Origin of the sequence: Planococcus faecalis, assembly GCF_002009235.1 — a bacterium.
Taxonomy (GTDB): domain Bacteria; phylum Bacillota; class Bacilli; order Bacillales_A; family Planococcaceae; genus Planococcus; species Planococcus kocurii.
In genome coordinates this window covers 1,673,846-1,699,802 of the sequence record NZ_CP019401.1, presented here as the reverse complement: position 1 = coordinate 1,699,802, position 25,957 = coordinate 1,673,846, and the positions used below count along the sequence as shown (strand labels likewise).

Here is a 25,957-nt window from a genome sequence, read left to right as displayed (position 1 = left end):
AATCCAAAAAGCAACTAGTGAAACATCACTAGTTGCTTTTTTATGAGATATGCCTTTACTACTGATTTATCCGCGTGAAAATGCTTTTTTTGTACAGGCTAAAAAGGCAATTTTTTTGATTTTCTTGACCAATGAAACGCAGTGTTCTTTGAATAGTGCATGGTTTTTGAAACTTTTTTATATATTCTTGTTATAAATTCTTTACGCAAATAAAATGCTGCATACTCTCTACCGAAGGCTTTCTTGAATTCCTGTTGTCTCAGCAACAAATAGAACATATTTTTCTTTTTTGTCTGGACAATCGTTTCGTTGTATTGAAAATTTGTATCGCCGTTTATTGCATCTAACAAACTTGCTACTTCTTCATTTCGACGAACTTCCTTCATCACAGTGGACATCGCACTTTCAGACCAGGCGCCTTTTACGTCTACTCGGTAAACAGCCATGGTTTGGTCTGTATAATGCACTTGACCATGGTGTGCTAGGTGAATGGTTAGGGGATAGTCGCCAAAACCCGCATCAAAATAAAAAGCGGGTACATAATCGGCCACTTCACGTCGGTAAACCATCGCATTCGTTGGAAAAAGTTCGCCACCACCTTCAATAATTTCGTTAATCGAAAATATTCGATCTCTACGACTTGGCCTCACTTTCCCCACTACTCGTTTGCAGGTATCGGAAATTTTAAAAGCAGAATGAACACTCAACACACACTCAGTATTTGCTTCTAAATAATCAACTTGTTTTTGTAATTTGTAAGGATCAGTCCAGTAGTCATCACCTTCGCAAATAGCGATATACTTGCCATTTGCTCGGCGTTGATTTATTTGAAGCATCGTTGCACCTTGAGAAAACTGATTTTCTTTTTGGTAAATAGGTTTTCTCAGATTCGGAAAATCTTGTTCATATTTCTTAATGATTTTAGCCGTGTTGTCTACTGAAGCATCATCATGAATGAGAATTTCAAAGTCGAAATTCGTTTTTTGCATTAAAAATCCCTCAATCGTTTGTGCTATATAATTTTCATGGTTATAAGCCAGGCAATCGACACTTACTAGAATATCTTTTCTCATTGCGGCTGACCTCCTAACCTTCCTTGCCTTTCTCAAACTAATCGCTGATGCTCACGGAATGAATTTGAGGGGCGAAATCTTTAATCACTGTGAAATCATCCAACATAGCGCTAATTTTCACAGGACTATTGAACATCATCACATCAATAATGGATAAATTAGGAACAAAGTTCGCTAACTCTTTTTGTGAATAAGCAATATCGTTTGTTTTGATGAGCTTTAATTTAACGCCCTTCGATTCAAAGTCCATTGAAGAATAAAGGGATAGACCTCCATAAGCGTTAACATATTCTTTTGCTGAAAGCAGTTCGCAAATCTCTAATATTTTATCTTGACCTTTAAGCACCTCATTTTTTTTCAAGTCAGAAGAAAGCAAAATAGTTGTCTGAATATTTAAGTATTTGCAAATCTCTTGAATCGAATTTGTAAGGTATTTAGCCAAATTCGTCTCTTTTTGGTTGATAACATTTTCTATCAAGTTGAAAACTTCATGAAAATAAGGAGCCTTACTATAGGTTTCTTTGATCGTTTTCAGCAATTTTTTGTTATAAATAACGTCATTTTCAATTTCAATTTCATTAATTCGTTTATTTTGGCTTACTTTAGTTATTTTTAACGAGATAGCCATTTCTTCTCCATTCACTAAAATAATGTTTCGATTGATCCACCCTTTTTTCTTATAATTCACATCATCATAAATCACATAGGTGTCAACAGTTTTAATCAATTGCCAGTATCCGATGTACGGGAAAAAGTACGGTTGCATAATGCCTAGTTTCATAACCTCATCCCCTTTATTTTAACGCCGAAGAAAGCCGCCTCGTTTTTTTTCTAGAATTTTACATCTTGTCATGTTGATTAACGCGCTCCCATGCCCCCATCAATACGGTATTGGCTACCTGTTATAAACTCCGAATCATCACTTGCCAGGAATAGAAGAAGTTTTGCCACTTCTGACGTGGACCCATATCTTCCTAAAGGGATACGGGATGAAATTCTTTCCCGGACTTCTGATGGATTGTCGCTGTTAATGCCTTCTTCGTTTTTCCTCATCATTGTGGAGTCTAGAGGTGCTGGGTGAATTGAATTTACTCTGACTGATTGGTGACCTGCTTCTAAAGCTGCTGTTTTAGTCAATCCGACTACTGCATGCTTTGAAGCCGCGTAAAGCGAATTCCCACCACTTCCCATTAAACCGGAAACAGAAGAAGTATTAATGATACTGCCACTTTTTTGCTCAATCATGATAGGTAGTACTTTTTTCAATCCGAGGAAAACACCTTTCACATTGATATTCATAATCAAATCAAAATCTTTAACAGATTGTTCTACTAAAGGTGCAACTCTTCCTAAAATGCCTGCGTTATTCAAAAAAACATCGATTCTTCCCCATCGCTTCACAACTTCATCAACATAGTCTGCAACTTCTTTTTCTGAAGTCACATCAGCTATGATGCTAAATAGTTCACCAAATTGCGAAAGGTATTCTCTGGACTCTGTAAGTTTTTGTTGGTCCCGATCGATTAGCACAACTTTTGCGCCTTCTTTCAGAAAAATTTCTGCAGCAGCTGCCCCTAAGTCTCCAGCTGCACCTGTAATTACTGCAATTTTCCCTTTCAATCTATCAGTCATTTCTTCACCCTCCAAAATAAAAGCTGTGATTTAAGCCTTTAAAATAAGTAACTTTCGTTGGATTGATGATTTTATATCCGCTTACTTAAAAAATCCTCAAAAACCCGATTAACTGTCATCACACAACAGCTTGATCGAGTTTTATGACTTCATCTCATAAGCCGAGGTTTGTTTATCAACAATACAATTCTCAAAAAAGTTAACTGTCTGCCTTCCAATAACCATGTTCCAAACATAAGTGATCATATTCTTTCTTTAAAATACTGACGATTACCTGGTCATAATAGCGGTTGTTGCGGTATGCATAATCCCGTTTTCTACCTTCTTCAACCCAGCCACATTTTTTTAGAAACAAATTGGAAGAAGGAACATTATGTTCAAGGATATCTCCTTCTAAACGATGTAGTTGCAGTTCTTCAAATGCATATTTCATGGTAGTCATAACCGTATCACGCCCATAACCGTGTCCACGCATGTTCTTTTTTCCTATTAAAATTCCGTGATGGGCTGAACGATTTCTATAATCAATATTTAAAATATTTGAAATGCCGATAAAGCCATCTTCTTCTGTCTCAATCGCCAAACGTAGATTTCGATTATCAAATTCTAAGCGGTCGAACCATCGATTTTGTTGTTCAGAAGAAATTGGAATTGTCCATCCTCCGAGAAGGTGGGCTACTTCTGGATCATTGTAATAACTACGCAACTCTTCCATATCTGCTCTTTCTAATGCTCGTAAAGTCACTTTCTTCCCTTTAACATTCATCTTCTCATCTTCTTTCTTTATAGTTTTTTCTCTCTTAGTCCTTCTATACTTGCTTGAGTATCCAGGTTAGTAATCGTTATCTTCCGAGAAACACTTTCAATAAGATGTAACGCGTCCGTTTTGTCATTAACTCACGAGTTAATGACAAAACGAATTCAATTGGTGTATTTTCACGATTTTATATAACTTTTCATTTATGCAAAAAATTAACCATTACTTCTGTTCCGAAAAACTAGGAGTGAAATATTATATCCAGTTCAATAATACCATGTTTACTGAAAATTTAGACATATTTTTTTATTTTTATTTTAATTTAATTTTTTGACCAATCAAAGTATGTATACTTAAGAAAATATAGTTTTAATTTTTATCTAATAAATTTATTTGGGAGGGATTTACATCAAAAAAAAGATCCCATGCTTTCACATGGGATCTCAGACTGTAGACAAAGTCTTATTAAACTGAATCGTGATGTATAACCTCCAACTAGGCTGGCCACTTCGCTTTTCGGTGAGCTCAGCTTCAGCCTCCTCGTCACTGAAAACCCGTGCTCCTGCATCGCTGCCCTAGCTTCGTCGCAAAGCCACTGCCCGAAGTCCCTTCGGTCACTGACTTCCCTGCGGAAAAACGAAGGGATGGGACCCCGTAGGAGCTTGCGACGAGGAGGCTCAGCGCGCTGAAACGTTATCCATCATTTAGAAGTAGATGCGCTTTTCTTACATTAACTCATGCACGCATCAAAGGAATTTCTTTTGCGATCGTTCAAGATGTTTATTTAACCTTATCAATTGATTAATCACAACAACCAGTAGAACGCCTATAACAATTGCCAATGAATAGAGAATAACTATATCGCTGTCACCTACTGTGAAAATTAAAAATGTGACACTCGCAAAAAACCCAATAATAGCAAGTAGAATCGTAATTACTGTACTTAACGCATATTGCACCTGAACTCACTTCTCTCTTTAATCATATAGAAATGCAGTTAATCAAGTTCTTGAAACGCTTTGCCAACTACAGTTTTCTGATCTAAATCAACATAGACGATAAGGTTGCCAGCTGTAGCTGTGTAAGTACCATTGAATACTACTGAATAAACTTGTTGTTGTTTATAAGTAGAATGGATCTGAGCTTTGATTTTTGCAGATACCGCTTCTTTAGTTACTAATGAGTCTTTGGGACTTGTTGGAATAAGTAGTTGCTCTTCATCAGATAGACTATTGTGAGCTATCATTTCGATTGGTAATTTTTTCTCAGTAATTGAGGAAGAACATGCTGTTAATGTTGCAACTAAAAGAATGAGAACGCTCCATTTCTTCATAAAAAGTCTCCTCACTAGTTATGATGTGATTTACACAATCCAATCAACAGTAATAACTGAACATTCCAGCACAGTTGACTTTAATTAGTTTAGTAAACTGATTTGTAATAACCGATTACTTCGCCTTGAATTTTCTTTAACTTCAATGTATACTGACTTCCTCGTAACCAATCATCTCCAACTAGAAAAACTTCATTTTCTGCCAACTGGATTTTTTTCATATTCGTTTGGAATATCTCTTTCATTCCTGAAGTATCGCTAGTAGAAGATGTGTTTTTTTCAACCTGCTGGCTGTACTCTTCATAAGAATCTATTCCCAATCGATGGACGCTGCTATAAAAAGTTTCCAATTTCTGTTCATCAACAAAAATGTGGCCATCTACAATTTCAACGCTTTCACCTGGCAATCCGATAACACGCGAAATGGTCTTCTGTAAACCTTCGGAAAATTTATATTCGTATGTGACTACGTCTCCTCGGGCAATCTTTTTCTCACTATACGCAAGTGGATCAATCAATAAGGGCTGTGCTGCATACTCGTGATTTCCTCTATCCATGGTATCGTACTTGAAGTCAAATATTTCTAAAGGCTCCTCGTACGCTGTAAAGATCGGAATTTCAGCTACAGTATCCGTATCTGTCACTACTAATTCCTCCACTTTTCCAGTCGACGGTTTCTGTGTTTCTTGTGCTGTTTCGTTTACAGCTTGTACTAGAAAAAATGTGACCATTGATAAAAGAATTGCGAAGATGGCCGTATACTTAAAAAAACCATATCTTTTACTAGAAAATTTATTCGATTTAGCTTCTTTTATATTCAAGAGCATCTTGTGTTTTAAGGATTTGTTGAATCTAGGATTAACGCCAAAAAAATCATCCATTTCATGCTTAAATTTGTTCATCCTGGAATCCCTCCCATTCACTTGAATCGGTGTTATTCTTCAACAAGCGCTTGGCTCTTCGCAGTCTAGTTTTAATAGTGTTTTCTGGACATGCCAGCAGTTCACTGATTTCTTTCATAGTGAGCTGCTGGTAATAATAAAGAATAATGGATTCTCTATATGTAATCGGCAGTTCCATTACATTTTTGATTAGGTCAGATCTCACGACTTGGTGTTCATACGTTTTTTCAGTGGATTTCGAACTAGAAATCCACTGGGTCATTGCATCTGAGAAGACAATTCGTCTGTTTTTCCAGCTTCGTAAATGGTCATGACAGCGATTGATAGCCATTTTGGAAAGATATGTCTTTAAGGAAGAACGAGATTCAAACTGGTGAGATTTTAGATAGTAAGCTACAAATACTTCTTGCAAAATATCTTCTGCAGTAGACCAATCTTTGACGTATACATAAATGAAACGAAGCAAATATTCGCCATGTTCATCCATTATTTGCTCAATTTGTTCTTCGTTTAAGTTGTACTCTCCATCATTTTCAACCACTCATTACACCATCCTCTCCTGGATACCCCATAGACGTAAGATTTCTGAGAATAGTTTCACTATTTCAATGTAAATGCTTTTACTTCTTCTTGTCTTTTATCATTCCAATTTTATTAGCCCTAAAAAACAAACCCTTCCTAGCTCTTTTTAGTTTATTTGGTTATTGATTTTGTATTTTTTTGGTTATCTCCTCTTAAGGTTCTTTAAATTTCTACTGAACTGCGACAAACCCTGTGTCTTCTACCAATTTTTGTCCTTCTTCAGAAAGGATCCACTCAATAAACGGCTGTACATTTGTATTTTTTGTTCCGGCGGTAACAGCATAAAATTCAGCAGCTAAAGGATATTTGCCCGAACGGATATTTTCAATGTTTGGTTCAATGCCATCAACTGCTATCAATTTGATTTTGTCATTGCGAACCATTTGAGTAGAATAGAATCGAAACGTATAACCAATGGCATTTTTGTAGTTCCGGTAGCTTGCTACTTCCTCTATTATACCGCCCATTCCTCCAGCCAAATCTTCAGTTTCAGGCTCTTTAATTTTTTGATCTTCCATGAATTTAATAAACATCGTTTGGCTGCCGCTATCTTCAGGGCGTTGAAAAGGGCGGATTTCATCGTTCTTCCCACCAAGTTCTTTCCAATTTTCAATATCTCCTGAATAGATTCCTTGGATATCTTTGCTCGCTAAATCAGTAACCGAGTTTCGAGAATTGACGAAAAACACAAAAGCTTCACGTCCAATCGGCGTCAGTTCTAGCTCTACCCCTGCTGCTTCTGCGGCTTTTTTTTGGCCACTGGAAGGTTCTGCAGCAAAAATCACATCGGCATTTCCTTTGATAAGCCGACTATAAGCAGAAGGAGTCGTAGTCGTAGCGACAGGACCTTTATATGGATCATAAAGATCTTCTGGATAAGTGGCTTCTGCAAATGCTGAAAATAAAGGGTAGAGAGCCGTTGCTCCGTCTATTATCGGTACTTCTCCCACTATTTTGAAAGAGGCTTGTTGATCCAATCTAGCTAGTTTCTCACTTTCTTTAAATGGCTCGTATGCATAGAGATCTACTTCTGAATCATTCACTTTCTCAAAACTTTCTTTATAGTAATGAGGAACAGCAAAGGCGGCCCCTGCCATTAAACACAAAGAAATCCACATAGTTGTTTTTTTTCCACTTCTTTTTTCTGTAACAAAAACAAAGAAGATAACCAACGATATGATAATTGCGCCAAAGAAGGCAAATAAATGGACATCTCCTGTATTCAAGATATGAAGCATGCCTCCAAAAAATACAGAAAGAATTCCAGCGAAGATTAATAAAGCGGTAATAAACTTTCCAAAACCATTCATCTCATGTCCTCCGATCATGCTTGATTTGTTTGAATAGATAGTCAAAGATTTAACCAATTTCTAGTCGTCAAGATAAAACACATTATATGAGTCTTTAAATGATACCAAAAGCCTACTTGCTGTTTTTGAAGTGACCATTTTCTACTCTTAAATTAGTTTTATTCCAATAGCTAAAGCACCCCAAGCTTGCTCTTGTTCTACCGAATAGATATCAAAAGTCCCTTTTATCATTTCTTCCATTGTCCATTCTTCGCAATCAAAATCACTGAATGGAACATCTTCATACATAGCTTGAAACGTAGGATATGATTTAAGTTCCAGTACAACCACTCGTATCACTTCATTCTGATTGGGGATTTTGATAAATTTGATGGTATCCCCAATTTTAATTTTTCTTCTCTTTTCATCGTTCAATCTTACTTCTACTTTTTTCTTTCTTTCAATAATTGATTCAACGTATTCATCATATAAACCCATCGTGTGTTCCATGATTCCACTCCCCTCTTCTAATTTCTATTCGAATAGAATCTATTTGGTATCGTTTTCTTAAAAGCTTTCACATAACCGCGGCTTTTCTAACTTAATCTTTAAAGGCATTAAACCAGTGGTAGGGTTGTAACTCTTTCAATGTTTTACAAATCAATCTGTTCTCAGAAGTTGTGATGGTGGCTTTTACTTCTTCTCCCCACTAAAAAAGACGTTCTTGACAAACACTACAAGGAGTGAGAATCATGTATTGTACTTTTGCATCTTCACGAACCACGCAAATCGAATGCGTTACAGCATTGTTGAGTTTATGTGCTTCTGATATAGCTCCTGTTTCAATACATAATTCTGTAGATGCATTAATTACTTCAGGAGCAATGCTCGTCAAACTAGTTTCGTCTTGGGTATACAGCGCTGCAGCACCTCCCCAGCCAGCAGGAAATCTTTCTTGGATAAGCTTTTTTGCTACTTCGTATCATCTTTTTTCTACTGTCATTTTACCTTCCTTTATACGGTTCATCACATTGATAAATCATCTTTAAAAACTCAAACTCACTACCATTTGTCGCTTGTACAAAATACTCGACCTCTTTAAATCCCAGCTTTTTATAAACAGTTATCGCTCTTTCATTAAAAGTAGCAACTGATAAGGTAATCTTTTTGGGGCTGTATGTTAATGTTGCAAAGTCTATGCCTTTCTTCAAAAACTGAAGACCATTTCCAATGCCGGTTAAATCCGGTTTCATTCCTAGTCCTATATCAATCACGTCGTCCGTAATCTGATTGAAACTGTAAAATCCGCTAATCTGTTCTTCTTTGATAACTACAAAATAAGAATCTTTACGTTTTTGGGGATTTAAAAATGCTGCTAAATCTTCTTGGTCAGCATCCATGTTATAAAAAGAATACTGACCTTCATAACGCCAATGATTCGCAATTTCTTCTGCTTGTTCTTGTGTCATCACTTGAAAGAAATCTTTCATCAGTTCTTAATCTCCTTCGAATTATTTGACATTCTAAAATTCTTGCCATAACTTCCATCCTGTATTAGCCCAAGGATGCATCCATTAAAATAGAAAAAGATAAAAAATTAATCATTTAAATTCAAATTCTCCCTAAAATAGATATTTCGCTTGCTAGCTGTTACGACCTTAAAGACCCTAACGCCTAGCAATAAGAACATAAACGACCCAATTAATCCTACAGGCCTGATTGAAGTTAGTTCAGCGGCTAATCCAATTAAGATAGTTAGAATAATAATAAAAAATGCTTCAACTATACCGAATAAGCTGCTAAACCTCCCCATCATAGATACCGGTACAGTATTTTGATAAAAGGTTAAACAACCCGTGTTTGCAAAAGTGATAGCAAATCCAATAATGAACGTTCCAAGTGCAGCACTAACAAACCCTTGTGCACTGTAGAGAGTGATATAACCGACTGCAGTAAACACAGAGCCAGCGCCTATTAACAAGTTGACTGTTAATTTTTTGGGAAAAATGGTGTTTATTAGTGAACCCAAAATAATCCCCGTTCCAAATATACTTAATAGGAATCCATAGTTAGTGTCTGACATGCCAATAACTCCTTTTGCAAAAGCCGCTTCTAATGAATCGAGGGCAGTCATAAATATCGTCATTCCCACAAAAAAAAGATACACTTTCAACACAAATGGGTAGGTTTGGCTAAACTTGTAGACTACATCAAAATCAGCTTTTATTAGTTTCCAAGAAAGCTTTTCCGTTTCCAATAAGACTGTTTGTGTATCAACATTAGGCAATAATAAAATGATGAAAGCTGATAATATTAAAGCCACTGCGTTTATATAAATAGCCGTGTCAGGTGTCCCCATCCAAAACAATAGACCAGCTATTGCAGGTCCAGTTAATGTTCCGCAAGAATTAATAAAGCTTCTTAACGCATTAAATCGTTGACGATCCTTCTCTGGTATGAGTTTGGTCATATACACCATTGACGTGGGTTCAAACATGGCACTTCCCATATTAATGATAAATACGATGACATAAACATAGAACAGTGAAGGAAGCATAGGGATTAATGCAATACATAAAGCACGTGAAATATCTAACCCAATCATAAATTTCCTCGTATTAATTCGGTCGATCAGGCTACCTGCCCATGAGTTCGAGCAAATAGTCGCGATCGGTCCTAAAATGTATAGCCAAGCGATCGCTAGAGGAGAACCGGTTTCATTCAGGATAATTAAGTTCAAGGCAATCAGATAAACCCAGCTGCCTATATTTGAAATACCGATACCACCTAACAATAAAAAAGAGTACTTCCAATTTTTCATCGTAATCGCTCCTCCACTGAATTTTAGCTAAACAAAAAATCTCGTCCCCAAGACAATTGTCTTGGGGACGAGATTGCTAAAATCGTGGTGCCACCCCTATTTGTTAATACGTCACCGGATTAACCTCATTCGGTACGGCCAAAAAATGGCGATTACCTAGCTCAATAACGGGAGCTCCCGTCACAACATCCCCTTAAATGCAGGTTCCTTCATGATGCTCAGAGGCTTGTTTCAATAACGCACTTCTACTCCTTTTCACCAATGGGAGCTCTCTAGAAAAAGTGTTTAGCTATCTACTGTTCTCTTCCATGCTTTTCTCATTTATAATTTCCATAATATTACCACAACTTCATTTAACTAGTAAATACCAATTTTATGATAATTTCTGATACTGATGAATCGAGATGTCTAAAAGAATTGCATCTCTGCATCAATATAAAGACAACTGCTCTAAAATCCAAATGAGAGACTGATTTTTTCTATTCTCTATCACAAACCATTCTGAAAAGCATTTTGGAATAACAGGAGACAAAGTGTTTGTTAAGCCTTATCCCCCTACTCTGAAAGTAACGGAAGATAACAATTTAGTTTTTATAAGAGTTTAAAAATACCTTTTCTAGTTCATGAAGGGTTAACCCTGTAACTTCAGTGAAACTTTCTTCAAAATCCTGCGTTTCTTCTACTAACTCGATGATTTCCCTAATTACTTGTTCTTCATAGTTCGTTGTCAGAAACTCAAAAGTATAGTAGCTCTGCAAATAGGGGTCACTCATAACGAGTGTCCGAGCTTCCTGCCATTGTTCAGAACTTGTTAGTTGTTCGAAAGAAATTTTCTCGAAATATGGAAAGCTTACTTCATTCGGGTCAGTTCCTACGTATTCAGCTATCCCTTCTATAAACCAAATGGGATAAGTAGCTGGATTTTGTACTTTTTGAGAAAATACATAGTGAGTATATTCATGCAACAGCATCTTCTGAAAAGCGTACATGGCAATTTTATCTTTTGCCAATATAAGTTCCTTATTAGAATTATGAAAAGCTAGTACTTTATCGAAATCAGAATAAAATCCATCTATATTTTCAAGTTCTGAAAATCCTCTTAATTTCTTGAGATCTTCAAAGACGAGTAGATCCACCGGTGCTAATCGGACTTCACCGAAAAGTTTTTCGTTTTTGGCAATAGCTAAGTCTAATGTTTCTTTCGTAAGAGGCAAAAGAGCGGCGAAATTTTCTTCATAGTAAATAGTAATATGTTGATGATTTTCATGCACAGAAATTTCTTTTATCCGCCTTTCACTTTCTCCGTTCGCATTTTGTATCAGAAGGGCTTTCACTGATTGAACATACGTAATGTTTGGATCAAGTGTTTCTTCTAAGAACTTATGCAAAAACAAGCTTCCACCTAGCAAGACGAGAAATGCGATGAAAACAAAACTAGCTGAAATAAGAAAGAAAAATCTAATCGGTTTTTTCATAAAATCCTCCTCCTTTATAGGAACACCTTCATCGCTCTACAGGTTTTCTACAGCGAGGATGCTGATTATTTTGAAGAGCATATGTATTTCCTCGTAAGAACGTGTTGTCTTATTTTGTCGCCTCATAAAAATTGTAAACGGATGCTAAGTTACGCCGGATTCCTTGCGTTCCCTTCCACTTTTCATATTCGCTTGGAACAACAAAGGTTGCAACAAAATCAGCTAAAAGAATATTGGCATTTTGTGCATCTTTTACAGCATCAATCAGCATGGATATGTACTGAATCATTGTGTCAACCTTTTCAGTGGTACCAATTTGTCCATGTCCAGGCATTAGTACCTGTATGTCTATCTTTTGGATTTCTTTTAAAATAGTTAAAAAGTTATCTGGTTGAAAAATTGGTAGATGGAGCTCTTCGGTTACAATATCGCCCATGAAAGCCGCTTGCTCTTGCGGAACGTACAGAAACGTGTCACTCGGTGAATGCCCTCCACCTAGGCAGTATAATTCAGCATTTCGTTCTGTTCCTGAAATAATCACTTTTCTTTCAAAAGTAAAAGAAGGCAGAACGAGCTTTAGCGTAGGAAGCTCGTCAAGCAACTTAGTCATTTCTAAATATTGATTTGTTAAGCTCTGTTGGATGATTTCGTTTTCCTCAATGGATATTTGTAATTTTAGGTTATGTAGATATTGCGTGGTTTCTGTAAGTTCAGTTTCCACATCCCCTATGGCGTTTTTTTCTTTAATCCATTCTTTGGTTACCTCAGTAGAAATAATCACTTCTTCTTCAAAAATCTGATTGCCAAAAATGTGATCGCCATGATAATGGCTGTTGACGAGGTATTTCACTTTCTTTCCAGTCAATTTCTCAGCTTGCTGTCTTAACTCTCTGGCAGCAGAAGGTGTATTAAATGCATCAAATACAAGAAGCTCAGTACCTAAATCAACAAAGCCAGCGTTACTGAATGCGCCTTTACCTGGTTTTGCGATGGCTGCAAAAACACCATTAGTCATTTTCATTAAAGTGAAAAATTCAGTATCCATTAATTTTTTCATCGTTTTAATCCCCCTATAAATTTTGGTGTAAACATTCAGGTTTCTATTCTAGCGTTGCACTTTCTATTTCTCTTTCCTCTAAACTACATCTACTAGATTAAAAACTCCAATTTAATTTTTAATCTAGTAGATGTAGTTATACGATAGTTCAATTTTTTTAAGTAGTAGCTAAAATTTTTTTCAGAAAATTTGCACTCTCTTAATTTTTATGTGTATAATCAGGTTAATAAAAGTTAACCGGTTAAGAAAGGAGTTTTGAAATGGAACAACAATCAATTTTTATTCTGGAAACGTACGAACAGTTAAAAGTCATTAGTGATCCGCTGCGCACTAAAATGCTCATTCATTTAGTGGAACAGCCTCATACGGGACAAATGCTAGCTCAGGAACTCAACCTTTCACGAGCCAAAATTCTCTATCACCTCCGAGAATTGGAGAAGTATGGCATCATTCAGCTGGTCCGAAAAGAAGAGCGCGGAGGAAATGTCCTGAAATTCTATCAGGCAGTCGCCAGAGGGTTTATTCCAGCGGATCATCTGCTCACGTATGTGGAATCCAAAGAAGCTACACGCCAGTCGTATCTGGAAGTCATTGACCGGGCGAAAACCCGCGTGTTGACGGCTCCGGACGAATCCTTCGAACTGCATTCTCCTCATGTAGAAGAATGGAATAATCTATCGCTTCAAACCGAATTTACGGTGAGTCAGAAAAAATTTGTGGAATTCACCCAAAAATACCGGGAACTCTTGAAGACATTGAAAGAAGAGGACGATCATCCCGACAAGCAGCATTATTACCTGATGTCCACGGCTTTCCAGATCGAAGAGTTACTGTTTAAGAAAGAAAAGTAGGCTTGTGAAAGAAGGGATTCCATGGCAATCGACCAAGTAACAGAAGTACCTGTACAGGAAAAGTCGATTCCGAGTTTGTTCAGCAACCGTTCGTTTATTTTCCTCTGGCTTTCCAGTACCGCATCTTTTCTGGCTTTATCGACATACCTGTTTACCGAACAATGGTACATCATCACCGTTCTGGAAAAAGAGAGTCTGCTGGGCATCGTCATGATGGCGACTATGGTGCCACGGATCTTGTTCATGACGCTTGGCGGTGTCTGGGCCGACCGATTCCGTCGGTCGCGCATCATGCTAATCTCCAGTTTCGTGCGTTGCCTGTTGGTGCTGGGCATGATTTTACTGTTGCAGCTTAGCTTGCTGGAACTGTGGCCACTTATTCTTTTTGCTTTGTGTTTTGGAATTGTCGATGCGTTCTTTTCACCGGCAAATACGTCGCTCCTGCCATCGGTCGTGGCGAAAGAGGCGCTTCCCCGGTCGAATTCTTTCATTCAAAGTTCCAATCAAATTGCGCTTTTTTCCGGTCCGATGCTGGGCGGTTGGATTCTTTCGTTTGGTTCGTTCAGTCTGTTATTCGGAGTCATTGCCGGTTTTTTGCTGCTGACATTTCTTTTCTCTTCACTCATTAAGGAGGAAAAAAGAACGTTAACCACTAACAGAGCTTCTACAAAATCCGAACTGAAGGAAGGATTTTCGTATGTATGGAGCATGCCATTTCTAAAAAATATATTGGTGATTTTAATCTTTATCAATTTCTTTTTTTTCGGTCCGCTACTGATGGGGATTCCGTTACTGGTGGATAGTGTGCTCAAAGGAAAGGTACTGGATTTAAGCTTTCTACAAAGTTCTTACCAAGGTGGAATGTTGGCTGGTGCCGTCATGGTAGGTGTGCTGAATTTGCGAAAAAAGCAAGGGTTAACCATGCTGGTGATGATTGGTGTTTTAGGTATTTTCTTAACTTTACTGGGTCATATCAGTTTTCTGTGGCAAGGAGTTCTTTTGCTTTCGCTCATGGGCATTCTGTCTTCTTTTATTAATGTTTCGCTTATTTCAACGATTCAAGCCCAGACAGATCCAACTAAAATCGGGCGTGTTATGAGTCTTGTTAACGCCTCTTCAAACGGACTTGTGCCTTTGTCTTATGCATTTGTGTCATTAGCACTTATGATGCAGTTCACCATTTCCAGTATCATGATGGTATGCGGTTTGCTGATTCTATCGATTTCCTCTATTTATCTCTTGCGCTCTAACATTATTAAGAATGTAGAATAGAAGTGAGCATACTTTCTCGTTCAATGTTTCTCAGACCAATAATTGAATAAGAACTTGGAAAAAGACCTGTTGCACTTCTATTTGCATTTCAGATTTATCCTTAAAGGAAACTGTACAATTTCATTAAAAAAGAAGCGATGATGTATAACGTATAAGATCTTTTTCCCTTAAGACTCGATCCCTATAAAAGAATAACCTGGCCATCTATATACCTTAAAATTAGATTGTATTTTTACTTATTAATAAACCCTGTAAATCGAGGCGGATTTGAAACAAGTAGTCTGTTCCAAGCTTATTTTCTTGCTCAACTTTTTTTCATACTGTGTGAAACTCAGAAATTCTACATTATATCCACTCATGACCGTATTCACGAATGAACTTAACTTCCTTTTGATAATGCTCGACGTGGCCTTCTAGTATCATCTTTTGAAAGGCTAGATCACCTTCATTCGCTTTTCTTGCTATTGTTTCACATAATCCTTCTAATCGCAGCAATACCATTTCCAAAAACGTTTCTTCTATATCCTCCCCATAAGATTCAAAAAATAACTTTATTCGCCGTTTTATGCGATCAGCATCTGTTGAAGAATCATAATAACCTTCTCCTTTATCTGCTTCGGCTAAATTATCCCTACTTAAAGGGACACATGTATAAACGGTATATGCTATGTCCCAAATTCTCGGGCCAGGACCAGCATTATCAAAATCAATGATACCAACCGGTTTTTCATGATTGAAAATAATATTGTATATGGCAAAATCATTGTGGCACATCACTTCATAATTCGGGGGAGTATTATCTAACGATTGCCAGCTGTCATCAAATGAAAAATTGCTTACTGAATCATGATAAAGACGTAGCATTTTCGCTATCTCTTGCAGCACTTCATCTGACCACATATACTTTTTTACTGGATAATTACCAGCCTCTCCTTCAATAAACGTTAAAATCTCTTTCCCCTTGTTATCTATCCCTAAAAATTGGGGTGACTGACGGAAACCTGTAATCGCTAAATGCTTTAAAAGCTCATGAATTTTAAAACTTTCTGGCTTTAACTTTCGGTGAACTGTGTCTCCATTACGATAGACATCCGAAACGTTTCCTCCAACTAGTTTTTCTTCATTTTGGTAATTGGGCACGCTCAACTCCTCCTCAATTTTACTTCCCTTAAATTTAACTTGAATTATTCCTATTCAAGTAGTTCATAACCTTCGCAACACGTTCTTCGATTGAATAGTCACCCTTGATTCTTAAAAGTGGACAAGATAACTCGGCCATCCATTGTTCATGCAAGACTTTGCTTCTGACTTCCATGCCTGCATGGTCATAAAGGGATGCCCACTTCAGAAAAACTTGCGATTCCTCGTATCTACTGCCACTAGGCGAAACCGCATTTCCGTATCGTTCTATTTCCCGCTCTTGCAACCTTGCTAGCCTGACTTCTGATGGAATCCATAAGAAAATAACTAGGTTGAAATAAGGCACAAAGCAGTTTCCCCAGCCAGCTACAGCGCCTGTCAGGATACATTGATCATCTCGCGACAAATCCTCCTTAAGCATTTTCTGTCTTTCAAGTGTAGACCTTTGTTCAGTAAACTTGGTTTTCCAAAAATAATCATCCGTATCCAAATGGGTATATGGCAGGACGTTTGCTAACGAGTTGCCAAGTGTCGTTGTTCCTGATCCTGCAGCCCCCATGATATGAATTTTACTATTCATCATTTCTCCTCCCACATAAGAACTTGGAAAAAACAAATTCTAGCATCTGCTCTTTCGATAATCTGAAGATATGTAAATTAAATAAATAGAATCAATCTTCACGTATTACAATAAATTTGAGCTCGTTGACTCCTTATTCAAAGACAACCAAACATCTACAACTTCTTTAATTGAAAAATCAATATATCCTAAAATCTGTTGGAATGAATACACTTCCAGTTCTTTTAGTAAATCTTCCTGACTATATATAAAGTCTTCAAGAGTTTCTTCTTTAAACTTTTTTAAATCCTCCAATTTGATTTCATCTATAGCGCTTTTGAAAAGAATGTCTTCGACTAATTCACCCTTCAGATACCTGCAGTTAAACCATTCAATTAGTTTCCCGTTTAATTTTCTAAAGTCGTTATGCCATCTTTCCAACAGCTTTGGATCAGCATCTACACGATTTTTGAAATTATTTTTGAAATAAACCTGCTTCATCCATCGCGGCAAGAGTGACAGGGATTGGTCAGCTGCGAAGCAATGTTGAAAATGTTTCAGTAATAGCTATAGGTGGTTCGTCACATATGATTCAATGGGACGAACCACAACAAATCGCTATAATTATCAGCAAGTGGATCATGGGGGAAGGTTGCGCCATATTTCTACCTTTTACGGTCATTTAGTCTCTGACAACTGATGCTAGGTTACTTTACATATATCGAAGAAGCTTTTACTCATTTATATGTAAGGTAGTGATTAACCGATTCCAAGTAAGCCTCCAATTTTTCTGTTGAATGCGCTTTTGATAGACTGCAATACGCTCTTTATTTGCCGTGAAAAAAGGAGTCGGTCTAACCGTTAAGCTAATTACATCTATGATTCCATGAGGAGCTATTAATACTAGGTTATCGTTTTTGTCTAATTTAATTCCTAGCGCGGTCGCAGTTTCTGGGAACTTTGCTATTGCGTCAATAGCTGAACTATAAGGTGCTACTCTATTTCTACTATGCATCCGTGCCTGATTCTTTACGGACCATGGCACATTAGGAAGTAAACTTACTAAGGTGCTTTCTAGTTGTTTTTCTATTTTTTCATCTAAATTTTCAGCATCATAATAAATTACATCAATATCCCGTAGAGTAGTTCTTTCACCATATCCATGCAAGGTATCCCAGACTTTCGAGCGAATAAAACCCGCACAAATCCAGCTATCAGGAAGATTTAATCCCTTCACCGTTTTAAGTAGTTTCATCATCCATGCGTCTTTTCGTATCAATTCAATAATATCGTTCTCACTTTTAATCACGGACTTCTCTCCCCTTCCACAAGTATTTACTATTAGCCAGAGAAAAAAGATCATCAGGTGGTCGTCTTTACAGTGTAGCTATAATTATATCAAAACTTTCGGAATTATAAGTCTTTAAAAAATCTATATTACGAGTAATCTTAATAAAGAATGGAGGCAACCAGATGATAGATTATCGAATAATACCCACAGAAAATTTTTCTGAAAAAATTGGGGAACTTGTTTCCATGTTGGAACATACGAGAGAAGTTACGCTAAATGAGATTTTTGATTTAAGTCAAAGAGATTTGGATTATTTATCCGATAAAAGAGGGAATTCCATCGGTTCTCTTTTGACCCATATTGCATCTATTGAATTTGTTCATCAAACTATTTCAAGCGAAAATAGAGATTTGACAGAAAGTGAATACATAAAATGGAGAACTTCTTTAGAACTTGGATATACAGCTAGAGTGGAGATCCAAAAAAATCCTCTTGTTTATTATTTGAACGAATTACATCAAGTTCGACAAGACACTTTAGCATTACTAAAATCTAAGCAGGACAGTTGGTTAGCAGAAGAGAAAATATGGCCTAATGGCACTCTCTATAATAATTACTATCTTTGGTTCCATGTCATGGAGGATGAGATTAACCATCGCGGACAAATTCGAACAATTAAAAGATTGTTAAAAAGTAAAGATTTTAATTATTAGACTTGATTCCCACAAACAATAAAAATTTCCAAATCAGCTAGATTTACTGTTTTAAAAAAGTTGTATGTAAATTTGGACAAATAAGCAATTGAATGCATCATTTTTCTAGCGAATCTTCTATCTTCTTGTTTTTTATGACACATTTTTTTGGTATATTATTCCTCAATCATCTAGAAAAATTTACTAAGAAATGCTATAGTCAACAGGATCAGAAATTTCACTAAACGAGCCAGTGCTATACAAGGAGGCGTTTATTATGACAAACAAAATTACCGTTTCCATTAATGAGTACAAGGGGATAGCGCCTAATTAACATTATTTCGCATTCCCCGAAAATCGAAAGGGGAAAATTATGAGTATAGAAAATGTGAAAATCGTCGAATTGACTGCAGAAAATTGGTATGACTGCTGTGAATTAGAGGTAGCAGAAGAACAAGTACAATACATGGAACCAAATGCTGTATCAATTGCTCAATCGAAGTTTGAAACTAGCTTAAAACCTTACGCCATCTATACAGGTGAGAAAGCAGTCGGCTTTTTGATGTATAACTCTATTCCGGAGGAACTTGACGGTTATTGGGTATACCGAATAATGGTGGACAAAGCCTTCCAAGGTCAAGGAATTGGGAAAGCTGCAACTAAATTAATGATTGCTGAGATGGCCAAATCACTGCATGCCACAAAAATTGTCGTCGGCTATCATCCAGACAACTTGAATGCCCATAATTTATATGCAAGTTTGGGATTCGAGGACCATGGAGATCGGTTCGGCAAAGAAATGGCTGTTGTAAAACAATTAGTCGATTAACGAATCAAAAAAACGATTTTTGGATGCATACAAGATGAGACCGTATTGCGCAAATGTCCGAACGATTAATCGAACGTTACTCGATAAACTTTTTGTGATCTATAGTTATCGTAAAAAGCACTCGCTACTCGAGACATTTATACACCCTGCACACGAAAGCATAAACGCCCAACCAGTTCCCTGGTTGGGCGTTTTCTTTTTGAAAGCAATCCACTAGAATTAAGAAAATAGTTCTTTATCTGCAAAAACCTGACGGTAAAGTGAGAAAACCTCTTCATTTTCCTTCTCCCACGTTAAATCTCTCTGCATTGGAATCGCATAAGCTGCCTCCATGTCACTCACAAGAGTAGCCAACATTCGTTTTTTCCGATTTGTCGGATACGCTCCCTGCTTGATTACTTCATAACGTTTCGTATAGTACTTCAACATCATTCTACATACTCCCTCAAGTAAAAAAATGGCCGTGCTATCCGCTATTTCTTCGTTTAGCCTTTCAGTATACCGGAGTATTTCATATCTTTATATTAAATATACTCATACGAACTCCAGATAGCTACTTCTAAACAGTGAAACGGGTACATATGATTTGATCCTAGACATAAAGCAAGAGAAAAGCACTTCAACCTCCTCCCTTCCTGATATTCAATCCTAGATAAAACGTTTCTAGCGTTTATTATCAAAATAAGAGTTAGTTCGTGCCCTTCGCTAAATTTCTTCCTTACATTTTTTCAGGTGCTTTGACTCCCAGTAATCGTAACCCTTCCTTTAAGACAATTGTTACTGCTTGAACCAATGCTAATCTCCCTTCTTGCTCAAGATCTTCGTTTAGTATTTTCACGTGGCTATAATAGGTGTTAAATTCTTGTGCCAGTAAAATTAGGTATTTAGCAATTTGTGAAGGTTCAGCATGATCAAAGCTTTTTGCAATAATTTCTGGGAATGCAAGTAATAACTTTACGATCGGCCAACTGTAGTCATCATTTAACCCCACTGGATTGAGATGATAACTATCAATGCCAGACTTGGTTAAAATCGAACGAGCTCTTGCATGCGCATATTGAACGTATGGACCCGTAGCACCTTCAAATTTCAGCATTTCTGAAAGCGAGAATTCTATATTATTTTGACGTTCGTTTTTTAAATCATGAAAAATGATAGCTCCAACTCCGACCATTTTTGCAACCTCGTCCTTGAAAGCCAAAGTCGGACTTTTTTCAGCTATATTTTTCTCTGCCAGTCCAATTGCTTCTTTGATGACTTGCTCCAGCAATACTACTGTGCCTTTTCTAGTGGACATCTTTTTCCCATGCTTCAAGATGAAACCAAAAGGAACATGGATCATGTCATTTGCCCATTCGTATCCCAGTTTTTCCAGCACAAAAAACAATTGTTTAAAATGCAGTGTCTGTTCTTGTCCTACTACATAAAAGGATTTATCAAATTGATAATTTCTTTTTCTGAAAACAGCTGCTGCTAAATCACGGGTGCCATATAGTGTAGCACCATCTGATTTTCTAATTAATAATGGCGGCAAGTTATAGTTGCTCAAATCAACAATGTCAGCTCCATTTGACTTCACCAACAATTGTTTTTCCTCAAGCAACTTCACTATTTCATTCATTTTATCGTTATAAAATGCTTCACCATTATAGGAATCAAAATCAATATCTAATAATTTATAAATTTTAGCGAATTCTTGAAGCGACTCGTTTCGGAACCATTCCCATAATTTTCTCGCTTCCTCATCTCCGTCTTCAAGCTTTTTGAACCACAGTCTCGCGCTATTTTCCAAGGCCGGATCTGCCTCAGCTTTCTCATGGAACTTAACATACAGCTTCAACAATTCACTAATGGGTTCATTTTTTACATCTGCTTCTTTCCCCCAAGCTTTATAAGCAGCAATCAATTTACCGAATTGAGTTCCCCAGTCACCTAAGTGATTGATTCGAACTGTTTGAAAGCCACATTTTTCGGATATGTTTGCTAAAGAGTTACCAATAACAGTTGATCTAAGATGACCCATAGAAAAGGGTTTCGCAATATTTGGAGAAGAAAAATCTAAAGTCATAACCTTTGACTGTCCCATATCAGAAGATCCGTATTCAGTGCGCTTATGTAAAACTGTTTTTATTGTTTTTAAACTGACAACAGTTTTGTTATAAAAACAGTTTACATACGGACCTTCCGCCACTACCTTTTCAAAAAAAGGATGGGAAACTTTTTGTGCCAAGTCTTTTGCTATTTCTACTGGAGACTTTTTAAGTAGCTTTGCCAATGTGAAACAGGGGAAAGCTATATCTCCTTGTGTGCTATATTTTGGTTGTTCAATCAATTTCACAACCTCATTAAACTCCAGTATTCCGCTCAAACTTGAAGCAATTTCATCAGCGTAAGTTCTCAATAAATCCATACAATCTCCCCCTTTTTTAGATAAAAATAAAAAAGCCCGTCTCTGTATATGTTATACAGAGACGGGCTTTCCCGCGGTACCACTCTTATTGTCCAACTATTATGGACCGGCTCAACATGATAACAGGATATCCCGACAATACCCTACTAAATTATTCAGGCAGTTTCTTAGAAGTGCGCTTCATCGTAATAGAACCTATCAGGCTTTCACCATCCCTGACTCGCTAGTGGATCTAATTACAACTACTCTCTTCATCATAGAATTTACATATTTTTCAATTAGCATACCCTACTAATTTCCTTAAGTCAAACTCCTTAAAGAACAGACACTATTTATTATTACTTTCAAATAGCTAACTCAGTAAAAAGGAAGCTTTTTTAGTTGCTTTTGCCTTCTGCAAATTTCCAGATTGTCCTTGACTAGTTTCGACTACTCTGGCTTTAAGATGAGAAGAATAATAGCTTTCTCTTCTCATAGATTAGCTTTTATTATACTGTTTCTTTATATAAACTCGTTAAAACTAATGATTAACCAATACAAAACTTGTAAAAAGATGAATTTCCAGCAAATCATCAGTCAAAATCTATTTCTTGCGATATAATAAAAATATTCAGTTAGTTTCTTCAGCGCAACTAGACTATAAACAGATAATAGAATAGATAGATAAAAGGAGGCATTAAATGAAAAGAGTAACTACACTTCTCGCACTGTCGTTCGTTTTTTTGAGCGCCTGTGCAAATGATGTTGAAAAATCAAACTCTATTTTTGCTGTTGAATTAACAGAGAAAGAACGTGCGATATTGACAACTACTTCAGATAAATCATTTGTTTTCGATTTCAGTATTAATAGTGAATACAAAGAGGTATCTGTATGGGTTGAAAAATACCAATCAGGTACATTGATTGAGGAGACAGTTGGTTCTCTATCTGCAGAGGCAGAGGGTAACGGTACTATTATTTTTGCAACCTCCAAACTAGAGAACGATGGTGAAAAACAGACGTTTAATATTGGAATTAGTAGTAACGGTCATACAGGTTCCGTAAGTAATATAGAAATTAATCCAGAAGATTTGGTTGATATGGCAAGTGTTTGGGGACAACTTGAAGGTGAAAAAAAGTCGATTGACGATGAGTTGGTATTAGCTAATATTAGTTATTCAAATGATCAAGTTATAAGTAGTCTATCTACTGATTTTTTTAACGATGTTGAAAATCACATAGATGAACTAGCACAATATGATTTTGTCTATCTTCTTAAAGCTGAATTTAAAAAATAAAGATATAAGTGTCTTTCTCTTGAGAAAATGCTTAAGCTCTTACTAGACAAGTGTACATCCTAATAAAAATCACTTCGTATACGCTTTAATCCATAAACGCCACAGCTCTATGACAAAGTGAGCTGTGGCGTTTATTCTATTTCTATAGATTTTCAAATAAGGCATAGCCTTTTGATAAACTTCATTTCTTCAATATCGCCTACGCTATTTTCTTAATGATATTACGTTTACTGAAGCTTAAATGGCCTCTCTTTTTAAACAGTAACCTTTTAGAAATCAGTTTATCAATAGCAATTCCCTTTCCTATTTCCCAAAAGAAGAAAGAAATTTAACTCGATCTCCCATTGGCGGGATGTTGTTATCAACCAATGCAACCTCTAAAATTGCCGGGCCCTTCAAATAGGTCAATGCATTTAACACATTTTGAGATAAATCTTCAAAGCTATCTACACGAAAATTCGGGATGTTTAATGCTTCAGCCATTGCTGCAATATTGACAGGTTCTTGTTCAAAGGATGGATGTGAACGCTTGTATTGCAACGTATGTCCCTGATATACCATCCCTAAACGCGCATTATTCATTACGACGAACAAAATAGGCAATTTATATTCTTTCGCAGTTAAAATTTCCATCCCGTGCATAAAGAAGCAACCATCTCCTGTGATGGCAACTACCGGTCGATTGGGTTCAGCAAGTTTCGAGCCAATTGCTGCGCTTAATCCGCTTCCCATTGCACCAAAATGTACGTTGATATCGAACGTGTCTTCCTCCATCACTTCCATGTCATGGATTACATAAGCCATAAATTCTCCGATATCTATCGTATACCGAGTAGAAGATGGTAAGAATTCCTGTAACTTCCGTAAGACATTCTTTGTATTAAATTCCTCTTCTGTATCAGCGGATGACTCTCGTCCAATTGCCTTCACAGTTGTCGGTCGCTCTAGTCCTCTTGCTTTGAGTTCTTCAATTAGTTTAGTTAAACCCTCTGACATATCTCCATGTATTGGAACATCAACCGGATACTTTCGGTTAAAAACGGTAGAATCAAAATCAATTTGAATGACGAATCGGTCTTTTGCCAGATTTGGGTTATAATTACTTGTCGCTGTTTCACCTAAACTTGATCCCAGAACAAGTAGTGTTTCTGCATCTCCCTCATTCACTAACAAAGACGTATCATCTTTTCCAGCGAAACCAAACACTCCAGAAAATAAAGGGTGGTCTTCCCGGAAAAGCCCTTTTGCCACAGGTGTTGCAACAATTGGCCAATTGAGCAATTCTGCAAGTTCTAGTACTTGCGCTACCGAATTACGTACGCCTTGTCCCGCAAAGATAAAGCCTTTTTTCTTCTGCAGCAAATGATCAGCTACTTGTTTGACTAATGTCGCATCTATAGGTGGATGTCGCTCTATTTCTATCTTTGGTATAGGAAGTTTTTCGACATTCCCCATTTGCACATCTATTGGCATCGCAACATGAACCGGTCCGGGTATACCAGAAAGGGCAATTTGTGTCGCTTTTACAATCTCATCCAATAAATCCGCTGAATCCAAAACCGTAACACTATACTTGGCTATAGGTTGAAAGAGTGCCTGAGCATCGAGTTCTTGTGAAGCATTTAGTCCCATTGTGCTGACCGGCACTGCCCCAGTAAGAAACAGAATGGGCAAATGCTCCCGCATTGCATTCGCAGCTCCTGTCAATAAATTAGTGCCTCCGGGGCCACTACTGCCGATGCACACACTCAGCTGCTGAGAATATTTTGCATAAGATGCTGCCATATAAGAGGCAGCCCCTTCGTGTTTTGTAACAATTGGAGTGATTTCTGGAAAATCTAAAAGCTGATCATAAAAAGCATTGACCGAACCTGCTGGTATTCCAAATACGTACTTAACACCATTTCCCTCTAAAAATTCCAAAACATTACGAACCGCTTTCATATCAAACCTACTCTCCATAAACATTGATAGATACTGTAAATACTTTTAATTTTATCAGCCTGCTGAAGTAGCACTCTTGAGTGTGCTACAGTTTTTAACTATTACATTTTGTTATTCGTTCGTCTCAATGCCTTCTGGAAGCTAATCGAAACGATAACAACTCATCATTCAATTGTTGTTGGTATCTAAAAAATTCGTATCTTTTTTAAATCAAAAAATTCTGATGAATCTTCTTGTTCTGCATTCCTATTACTAAAAGGATATTCTTCGTTGTAATGCCCGTAACTGGCGATACCTTTTTCTACTCTTACGTCTTTTTTAAGATGTGTGTTCCAGCATAAAACCTCCTCGCCACTTTAATTACTTTTAATTTAGAAAATTCATTTATGTAAAGTTTACCATAAATTCCATTAGAGGAATATACAGTATTAAAAAGAAAATCTCAGTAAATAATAGTAGTCCAGATTCATTCATACAAAAAGAAAAAGCTCTTATTTGAGCTTCTCAGACTGTAGACAAAGTCTATAATAATGTATAATTTAACCGGTTCGGCCACTTCGCTTTCCGTGGATTCAACTTCAGCCTTCGCTGTTCTACAGGAGGCTGCGTGGCCAAATCGGTTGTCAGCATGTGACTCAGATTAGCGAGAGTAACCAACGAATCTGCTTTTAATCAATACTCTTTCAAGGATTCGGAGTGCAATGCGGCGAAGAGCAAAGAGATGCCCCTGTATCGCTGCGCTAGCTTCGTCGCAAAGACTTGTCTGCGGAA

At 37.0% G+C, this 25,957-nt stretch carries 25 protein-coding genes, 1 pseudogene and 2 other annotated features; of the genes and pseudogenes, 5 read left to right on the top strand and 21 right to left on the bottom strand.

Annotated features, from left to right (window positions below):
- Positions 1 to 98 precede the first annotated feature (98 nt).
- The 14 genes and pseudogenes from AJGP001_RS08480 to AJGP001_RS08410 form a co-directional block, all read right to left on the bottom strand.
- Positions 99 to 1,073 carry a glycosyltransferase family 2 protein gene (locus AJGP001_RS08480; protein ID WP_078080389.1) on the bottom strand — a complete coding sequence of 325 codons (975 nt, stop codon included), beginning with the start codon at positions 1,071 to 1,073 and terminating at the stop codon, positions 99 to 101.
- Between the two features lie 37 nt (positions 1,074 to 1,110).
- The gene (locus tag AJGP001_RS08475; protein WP_078080388.1) at positions 1,111 to 1,854 is read right to left on the bottom strand and encodes a WbqC family protein; all 744 of its coding nucleotides are present in this window, start codon (positions 1,852 to 1,854) and stop codon (positions 1,111 to 1,113) included.
- Between the two features lie 77 nt (positions 1,855 to 1,931).
- Complete coding sequence (locus AJGP001_RS08470; RefSeq protein WP_058385396.1) at positions 1,932 to 2,705, bottom strand: SDR family NAD(P)-dependent oxidoreductase; 774 nt, start codon at positions 2,703 to 2,705, stop codon at positions 1,932 to 1,934.
- Between the two features lie 199 nt (positions 2,706 to 2,904).
- A complete protein-coding gene (locus AJGP001_RS08465; protein ID WP_078080387.1) occupies positions 2,905 to 3,471 on the bottom strand; it encodes a GNAT family N-acetyltransferase in 567 nt (188 codons plus the stop codon).
- A 988-nt stretch (positions 3,472 to 4,459) separates the two neighbouring features.
- Positions 4,460 to 4,795 (bottom strand): putative periplasmic lipoprotein, encoded by a 336-nt coding sequence (locus AJGP001_RS08455; RefSeq protein WP_245830264.1) that lies wholly within the window; start codon positions 4,793 to 4,795, stop codon positions 4,460 to 4,462.
- A gap of 89 nt (positions 4,796 to 4,884) precedes the next feature.
- Complete coding sequence (locus AJGP001_RS08450) at positions 4,885 to 5,697, bottom strand: S26 family signal peptidase (RefSeq protein WP_078080385.1); 813 nt, start codon at positions 5,695 to 5,697, stop codon at positions 4,885 to 4,887.
- Positions 5,684 to 6,238 (bottom strand): sigma-70 family RNA polymerase sigma factor, encoded by a 555-nt coding sequence (locus tag AJGP001_RS08445; RefSeq protein ID WP_245830262.1) that lies wholly within the window; start codon positions 6,236 to 6,238, stop codon positions 5,684 to 5,686. The genes AJGP001_RS08450 and AJGP001_RS08445 overlap by 14 nt, the downstream gene beginning before the upstream one ends.
- A 211-nt stretch (positions 6,239 to 6,449) precedes the next feature.
- Positions 6,450 to 7,589: a PstS family phosphate ABC transporter substrate-binding protein gene (locus AJGP001_RS08440; RefSeq protein ID WP_078080384.1), complete on the bottom strand. Its 1,140-nt coding sequence runs from the start codon at positions 7,587 to 7,589 to the stop codon at positions 6,450 to 6,452.
- 147 nt (positions 7,590 to 7,736) lie between these two features.
- Entirely contained in the window at positions 7,737 to 8,078 is a 342-nt protein-coding gene (locus AJGP001_RS08435) for an ASCH domain-containing protein (RefSeq protein ID WP_071153362.1), read from the bottom strand.
- Between the two features lie 91 nt (positions 8,079 to 8,169).
- Positions 8,170 to 8,550: pseudogene (locus AJGP001_RS08430) on the bottom strand (cytidine deaminase); the annotation flags it as partial.
- A 22-nt stretch (positions 8,551 to 8,572) separates the two neighbouring features.
- Complete coding sequence (locus AJGP001_RS08425; RefSeq protein ID WP_078080383.1) at positions 8,573 to 9,058, bottom strand: GNAT family N-acetyltransferase; 486 nt, start codon at positions 9,056 to 9,058, stop codon at positions 8,573 to 8,575.
- 107 nt (positions 9,059 to 9,165) lie between these two features.
- A complete protein-coding gene (locus AJGP001_RS08420; RefSeq protein WP_078080382.1) occupies positions 9,166 to 10,389 on the bottom strand; it encodes an MFS transporter in 1,224 nt (407 codons plus the stop codon).
- A 60-nt stretch (positions 10,390 to 10,449) separates the two neighbouring features.
- Positions 10,450 to 10,707, bottom strand: a binding site (T-box leader).
- A 266-nt stretch (positions 10,708 to 10,973) separates the two neighbouring features.
- A complete protein-coding gene (locus AJGP001_RS08415; protein ID WP_078080381.1) occupies positions 10,974 to 11,864 on the bottom strand; it encodes a peptidase MA family metallohydrolase in 891 nt (296 codons plus the stop codon).
- A 109-nt stretch (positions 11,865 to 11,973) separates the two neighbouring features.
- Positions 11,974 to 12,921: an MBL fold metallo-hydrolase gene (locus tag AJGP001_RS08410; RefSeq protein ID WP_078080380.1), complete on the bottom strand. Its 948-nt coding sequence runs from the start codon at positions 12,919 to 12,921 to the stop codon at positions 11,974 to 11,976.
- Positions 12,922 to 13,181: 260 nt separating this feature from the next.
- On the opposite strand from AJGP001_RS08410, the gene AJGP001_RS08405 reads away from it, so the two are divergent.
- Together AJGP001_RS08405 and AJGP001_RS08400 are read left to right on the top strand one after the other, a co-directional pair.
- Positions 13,182 to 13,772, top strand: a complete 591-nt coding sequence (locus tag AJGP001_RS08405; RefSeq protein ID WP_078080379.1) for an ArsR/SmtB family transcription factor — start codon at positions 13,182 to 13,184, stop codon at positions 13,770 to 13,772.
- A 21-nt stretch (positions 13,773 to 13,793) separates the two neighbouring features.
- On the top strand, positions 13,794 to 15,044 hold the full coding sequence (locus AJGP001_RS08400; RefSeq protein WP_078080378.1) for an MFS transporter: 1,251 nt from the start codon (positions 13,794 to 13,796) through the stop codon (positions 15,042 to 15,044).
- A gap of 345 nt (positions 15,045 to 15,389) precedes the next feature.
- Here AJGP001_RS08400 and AJGP001_RS08395 read toward each other — a convergent pair whose 3' ends face one another.
- The 4 genes from AJGP001_RS08395 to AJGP001_RS08380 all read right to left on the bottom strand — a co-directional run bounded on the left by AJGP001_RS08395 (position 15,390) and on the right by AJGP001_RS08380 (position 18,052).
- Positions 15,390 to 16,184: a phosphotransferase gene (locus AJGP001_RS08395; protein WP_078080377.1), complete on the bottom strand. Its 795-nt coding sequence runs from the start codon at positions 16,182 to 16,184 to the stop codon at positions 15,390 to 15,392.
- Positions 16,185 to 16,218: 34 nt separating this feature from the next.
- Positions 16,219 to 16,764: a P-loop NTPase family protein gene (locus AJGP001_RS08390; RefSeq protein ID WP_071154064.1), complete on the bottom strand. Its 546-nt coding sequence runs from the start codon at positions 16,762 to 16,764 to the stop codon at positions 16,219 to 16,221.
- Positions 16,765 to 16,869: 105 nt separating this feature from the next.
- A complete protein-coding gene (locus tag AJGP001_RS08385) occupies positions 16,870 to 17,244 on the bottom strand; it encodes a hypothetical protein (protein ID WP_071154063.1) in 375 nt (124 codons plus the stop codon).
- 232 nt (positions 17,245 to 17,476) lie between these two features.
- The gene (locus tag AJGP001_RS08380; RefSeq protein WP_245830260.1) at positions 17,477 to 18,052 is read right to left on the bottom strand and encodes a nucleotidyltransferase family protein; all 576 of its coding nucleotides are present in this window, start codon (positions 18,050 to 18,052) and stop codon (positions 17,477 to 17,479) included.
- A gap of 164 nt (positions 18,053 to 18,216) precedes the next feature.
- On the opposite strand from AJGP001_RS08380, the gene AJGP001_RS08375 reads away from it, so the two are divergent.
- Positions 18,217 to 18,747, top strand: a complete 531-nt coding sequence (locus tag AJGP001_RS08375; protein WP_071154061.1) for a DinB family protein — start codon at positions 18,217 to 18,219, stop codon at positions 18,745 to 18,747.
- A 352-nt stretch (positions 18,748 to 19,099) separates the two neighbouring features.
- The gene (locus tag AJGP001_RS08370; protein WP_071154060.1) at positions 19,100 to 19,555 is read left to right on the top strand and encodes a GNAT family N-acetyltransferase; all 456 of its coding nucleotides are present in this window, start codon (positions 19,100 to 19,102) and stop codon (positions 19,553 to 19,555) included.
- Positions 19,556 to 19,774: 219 nt separating this feature from the next.
- Here the strand turns inward: AJGP001_RS08370 and AJGP001_RS08365 are convergent, their stop codons facing one another.
- Positions 19,775 to 19,987: a hypothetical protein gene (locus AJGP001_RS08365; RefSeq protein ID WP_071154059.1), complete on the bottom strand. Its 213-nt coding sequence runs from the start codon at positions 19,985 to 19,987 to the stop codon at positions 19,775 to 19,777.
- Between the two features lie 286 nt (positions 19,988 to 20,273).
- Positions 20,274 to 21,965 (bottom strand): arginine--tRNA ligase, encoded by a 1,692-nt coding sequence (gene argS, locus AJGP001_RS08360; protein WP_071154058.1) that lies wholly within the window; start codon positions 21,963 to 21,965, stop codon positions 20,274 to 20,276.
- Between the two features lie 54 nt (positions 21,966 to 22,019).
- Positions 22,020 to 22,232 (bottom strand) — a binding site (T-box leader).
- Between the two features lie 413 nt (positions 22,233 to 22,645).
- On the opposite strand from argS, the gene AJGP001_RS08355 reads away from it, so the two are divergent.
- Entirely contained in the window at positions 22,646 to 23,242 is a 597-nt protein-coding gene (locus AJGP001_RS08355; protein ID WP_071154057.1) for a hypothetical protein, read from the top strand.
- Positions 23,243 to 23,545: 303 nt separating this feature from the next.
- Here the strand turns inward: AJGP001_RS08355 and AJGP001_RS08350 are convergent, their stop codons facing one another.
- A complete protein-coding gene (locus AJGP001_RS08350; RefSeq protein ID WP_071154056.1) occupies positions 23,546 to 25,186 on the bottom strand; it encodes a thiamine pyrophosphate-binding protein in 1,641 nt (546 codons plus the stop codon).
- Positions 25,187 to 25,957 lie beyond the last annotated feature (771 nt).

Excerpts from the sequence above, each read along its gene's own strand:
- AJGP001_RS08480 (WP_078080389.1), bottom strand. The coding sequence starts at position 1,073 with ATGAGAAAAGATATTCTAGTAAGTGTCGATTGCCTGGCTTATAACCAT.
- AJGP001_RS08405 (WP_078080379.1), top strand. The coding sequence starts at position 13,182 with ATGGAACAACAATCAATTTTTATTCTGGAAACGTACGAACAGTTAAAA.
- AJGP001_RS08420 (WP_078080382.1), bottom strand. The coding sequence starts at position 10,389 with ATGAAAAATTGGAAGTACTCTTTTTTATTGTTAGGTGGTATCGGTATT.
- AJGP001_RS08435 (WP_071153362.1), bottom strand. The coding sequence starts at position 8,078 with ATGGAACACACGATGGGTTTATATGATGAATACGTTGAATCAATTATT.
- AJGP001_RS08375 (WP_071154061.1), top strand. The coding sequence starts at position 18,217 with ATGATAGATTATCGAATAATACCCACAGAAAATTTTTCTGAAAAAATT.
- AJGP001_RS08390 (WP_071154064.1), bottom strand. The coding sequence starts at position 16,764 with ATGAATAGTAAAATTCATATCATGGGGGCTGCAGGATCAGGAACAACG.
- AJGP001_RS08350 (WP_071154056.1), bottom strand. The coding sequence starts at position 25,186 with ATGAAAGCGGTTCGTAATGTTTTGGAATTTTTAGAGGGAAATGGTGTT.
- AJGP001_RS08475 (WP_078080388.1), bottom strand. The coding sequence starts at position 1,854 with ATGAAACTAGGCATTATGCAACCGTACTTTTTCCCGTACATCGGATAC.
- AJGP001_RS08450 (WP_078080385.1), bottom strand. The coding sequence starts at position 5,697 with ATGAACAAATTTAAGCATGAAATGGATGATTTTTTTGGCGTTAATCCT.
- AJGP001_RS08425 (WP_078080383.1), bottom strand. The coding sequence starts at position 9,058 with ATGAAAGATTTCTTTCAAGTGATGACACAAGAACAAGCAGAAGAAATT.
- AJGP001_RS08455 (WP_245830264.1), bottom strand. The coding sequence starts at position 4,795 with ATGAAGAAATGGAGCGTTCTCATTCTTTTAGTTGCAACATTAACAGCA.
- AJGP001_RS08370 (WP_071154060.1), top strand. The coding sequence starts at position 19,100 with ATGAGTATAGAAAATGTGAAAATCGTCGAATTGACTGCAGAAAATTGG.
- AJGP001_RS08415 (WP_078080381.1), bottom strand. The coding sequence starts at position 11,864 with ATGAAAAAACCGATTAGATTTTTCTTTCTTATTTCAGCTAGTTTTGTT.
- AJGP001_RS08355 (WP_071154057.1), top strand. The coding sequence starts at position 22,646 with ATGAAAAGAGTAACTACACTTCTCGCACTGTCGTTCGTTTTTTTGAGC.
- AJGP001_RS08410 (WP_078080380.1), bottom strand. The coding sequence starts at position 12,921 with ATGAAAAAATTAATGGATACTGAATTTTTCACTTTAATGAAAATGACT.
- argS (WP_071154058.1), bottom strand. The coding sequence starts at position 21,965 with ATGGATTTATTGAGAACTTACGCTGATGAAATTGCTTCAAGTTTGAGC.
- AJGP001_RS08365 (WP_071154059.1), bottom strand. The coding sequence starts at position 19,987 with ATGATGTTGAAGTACTATACGAAACGTTATGAAGTAATCAAGCAGGGA.
- AJGP001_RS08440 (WP_078080384.1), bottom strand. The coding sequence starts at position 7,589 with ATGAATGGTTTTGGAAAGTTTATTACCGCTTTATTAATCTTCGCTGGA.
- AJGP001_RS08385 (WP_071154063.1), bottom strand. The coding sequence starts at position 17,244 with ATGAAGCAGGTTTATTTCAAAAATAATTTCAAAAATCGTGTAGATGCT.
- AJGP001_RS08470 (WP_058385396.1), bottom strand. The coding sequence starts at position 2,705 with ATGACTGATAGATTGAAAGGGAAAATTGCAGTAATTACAGGTGCAGCT.
- AJGP001_RS08400 (WP_078080378.1), top strand. The coding sequence starts at position 13,794 with ATGGCAATCGACCAAGTAACAGAAGTACCTGTACAGGAAAAGTCGATT.
- AJGP001_RS08465 (WP_078080387.1), bottom strand. The coding sequence starts at position 3,471 with ATGAATGTTAAAGGGAAGAAAGTGACTTTACGAGCATTAGAAAGAGCA.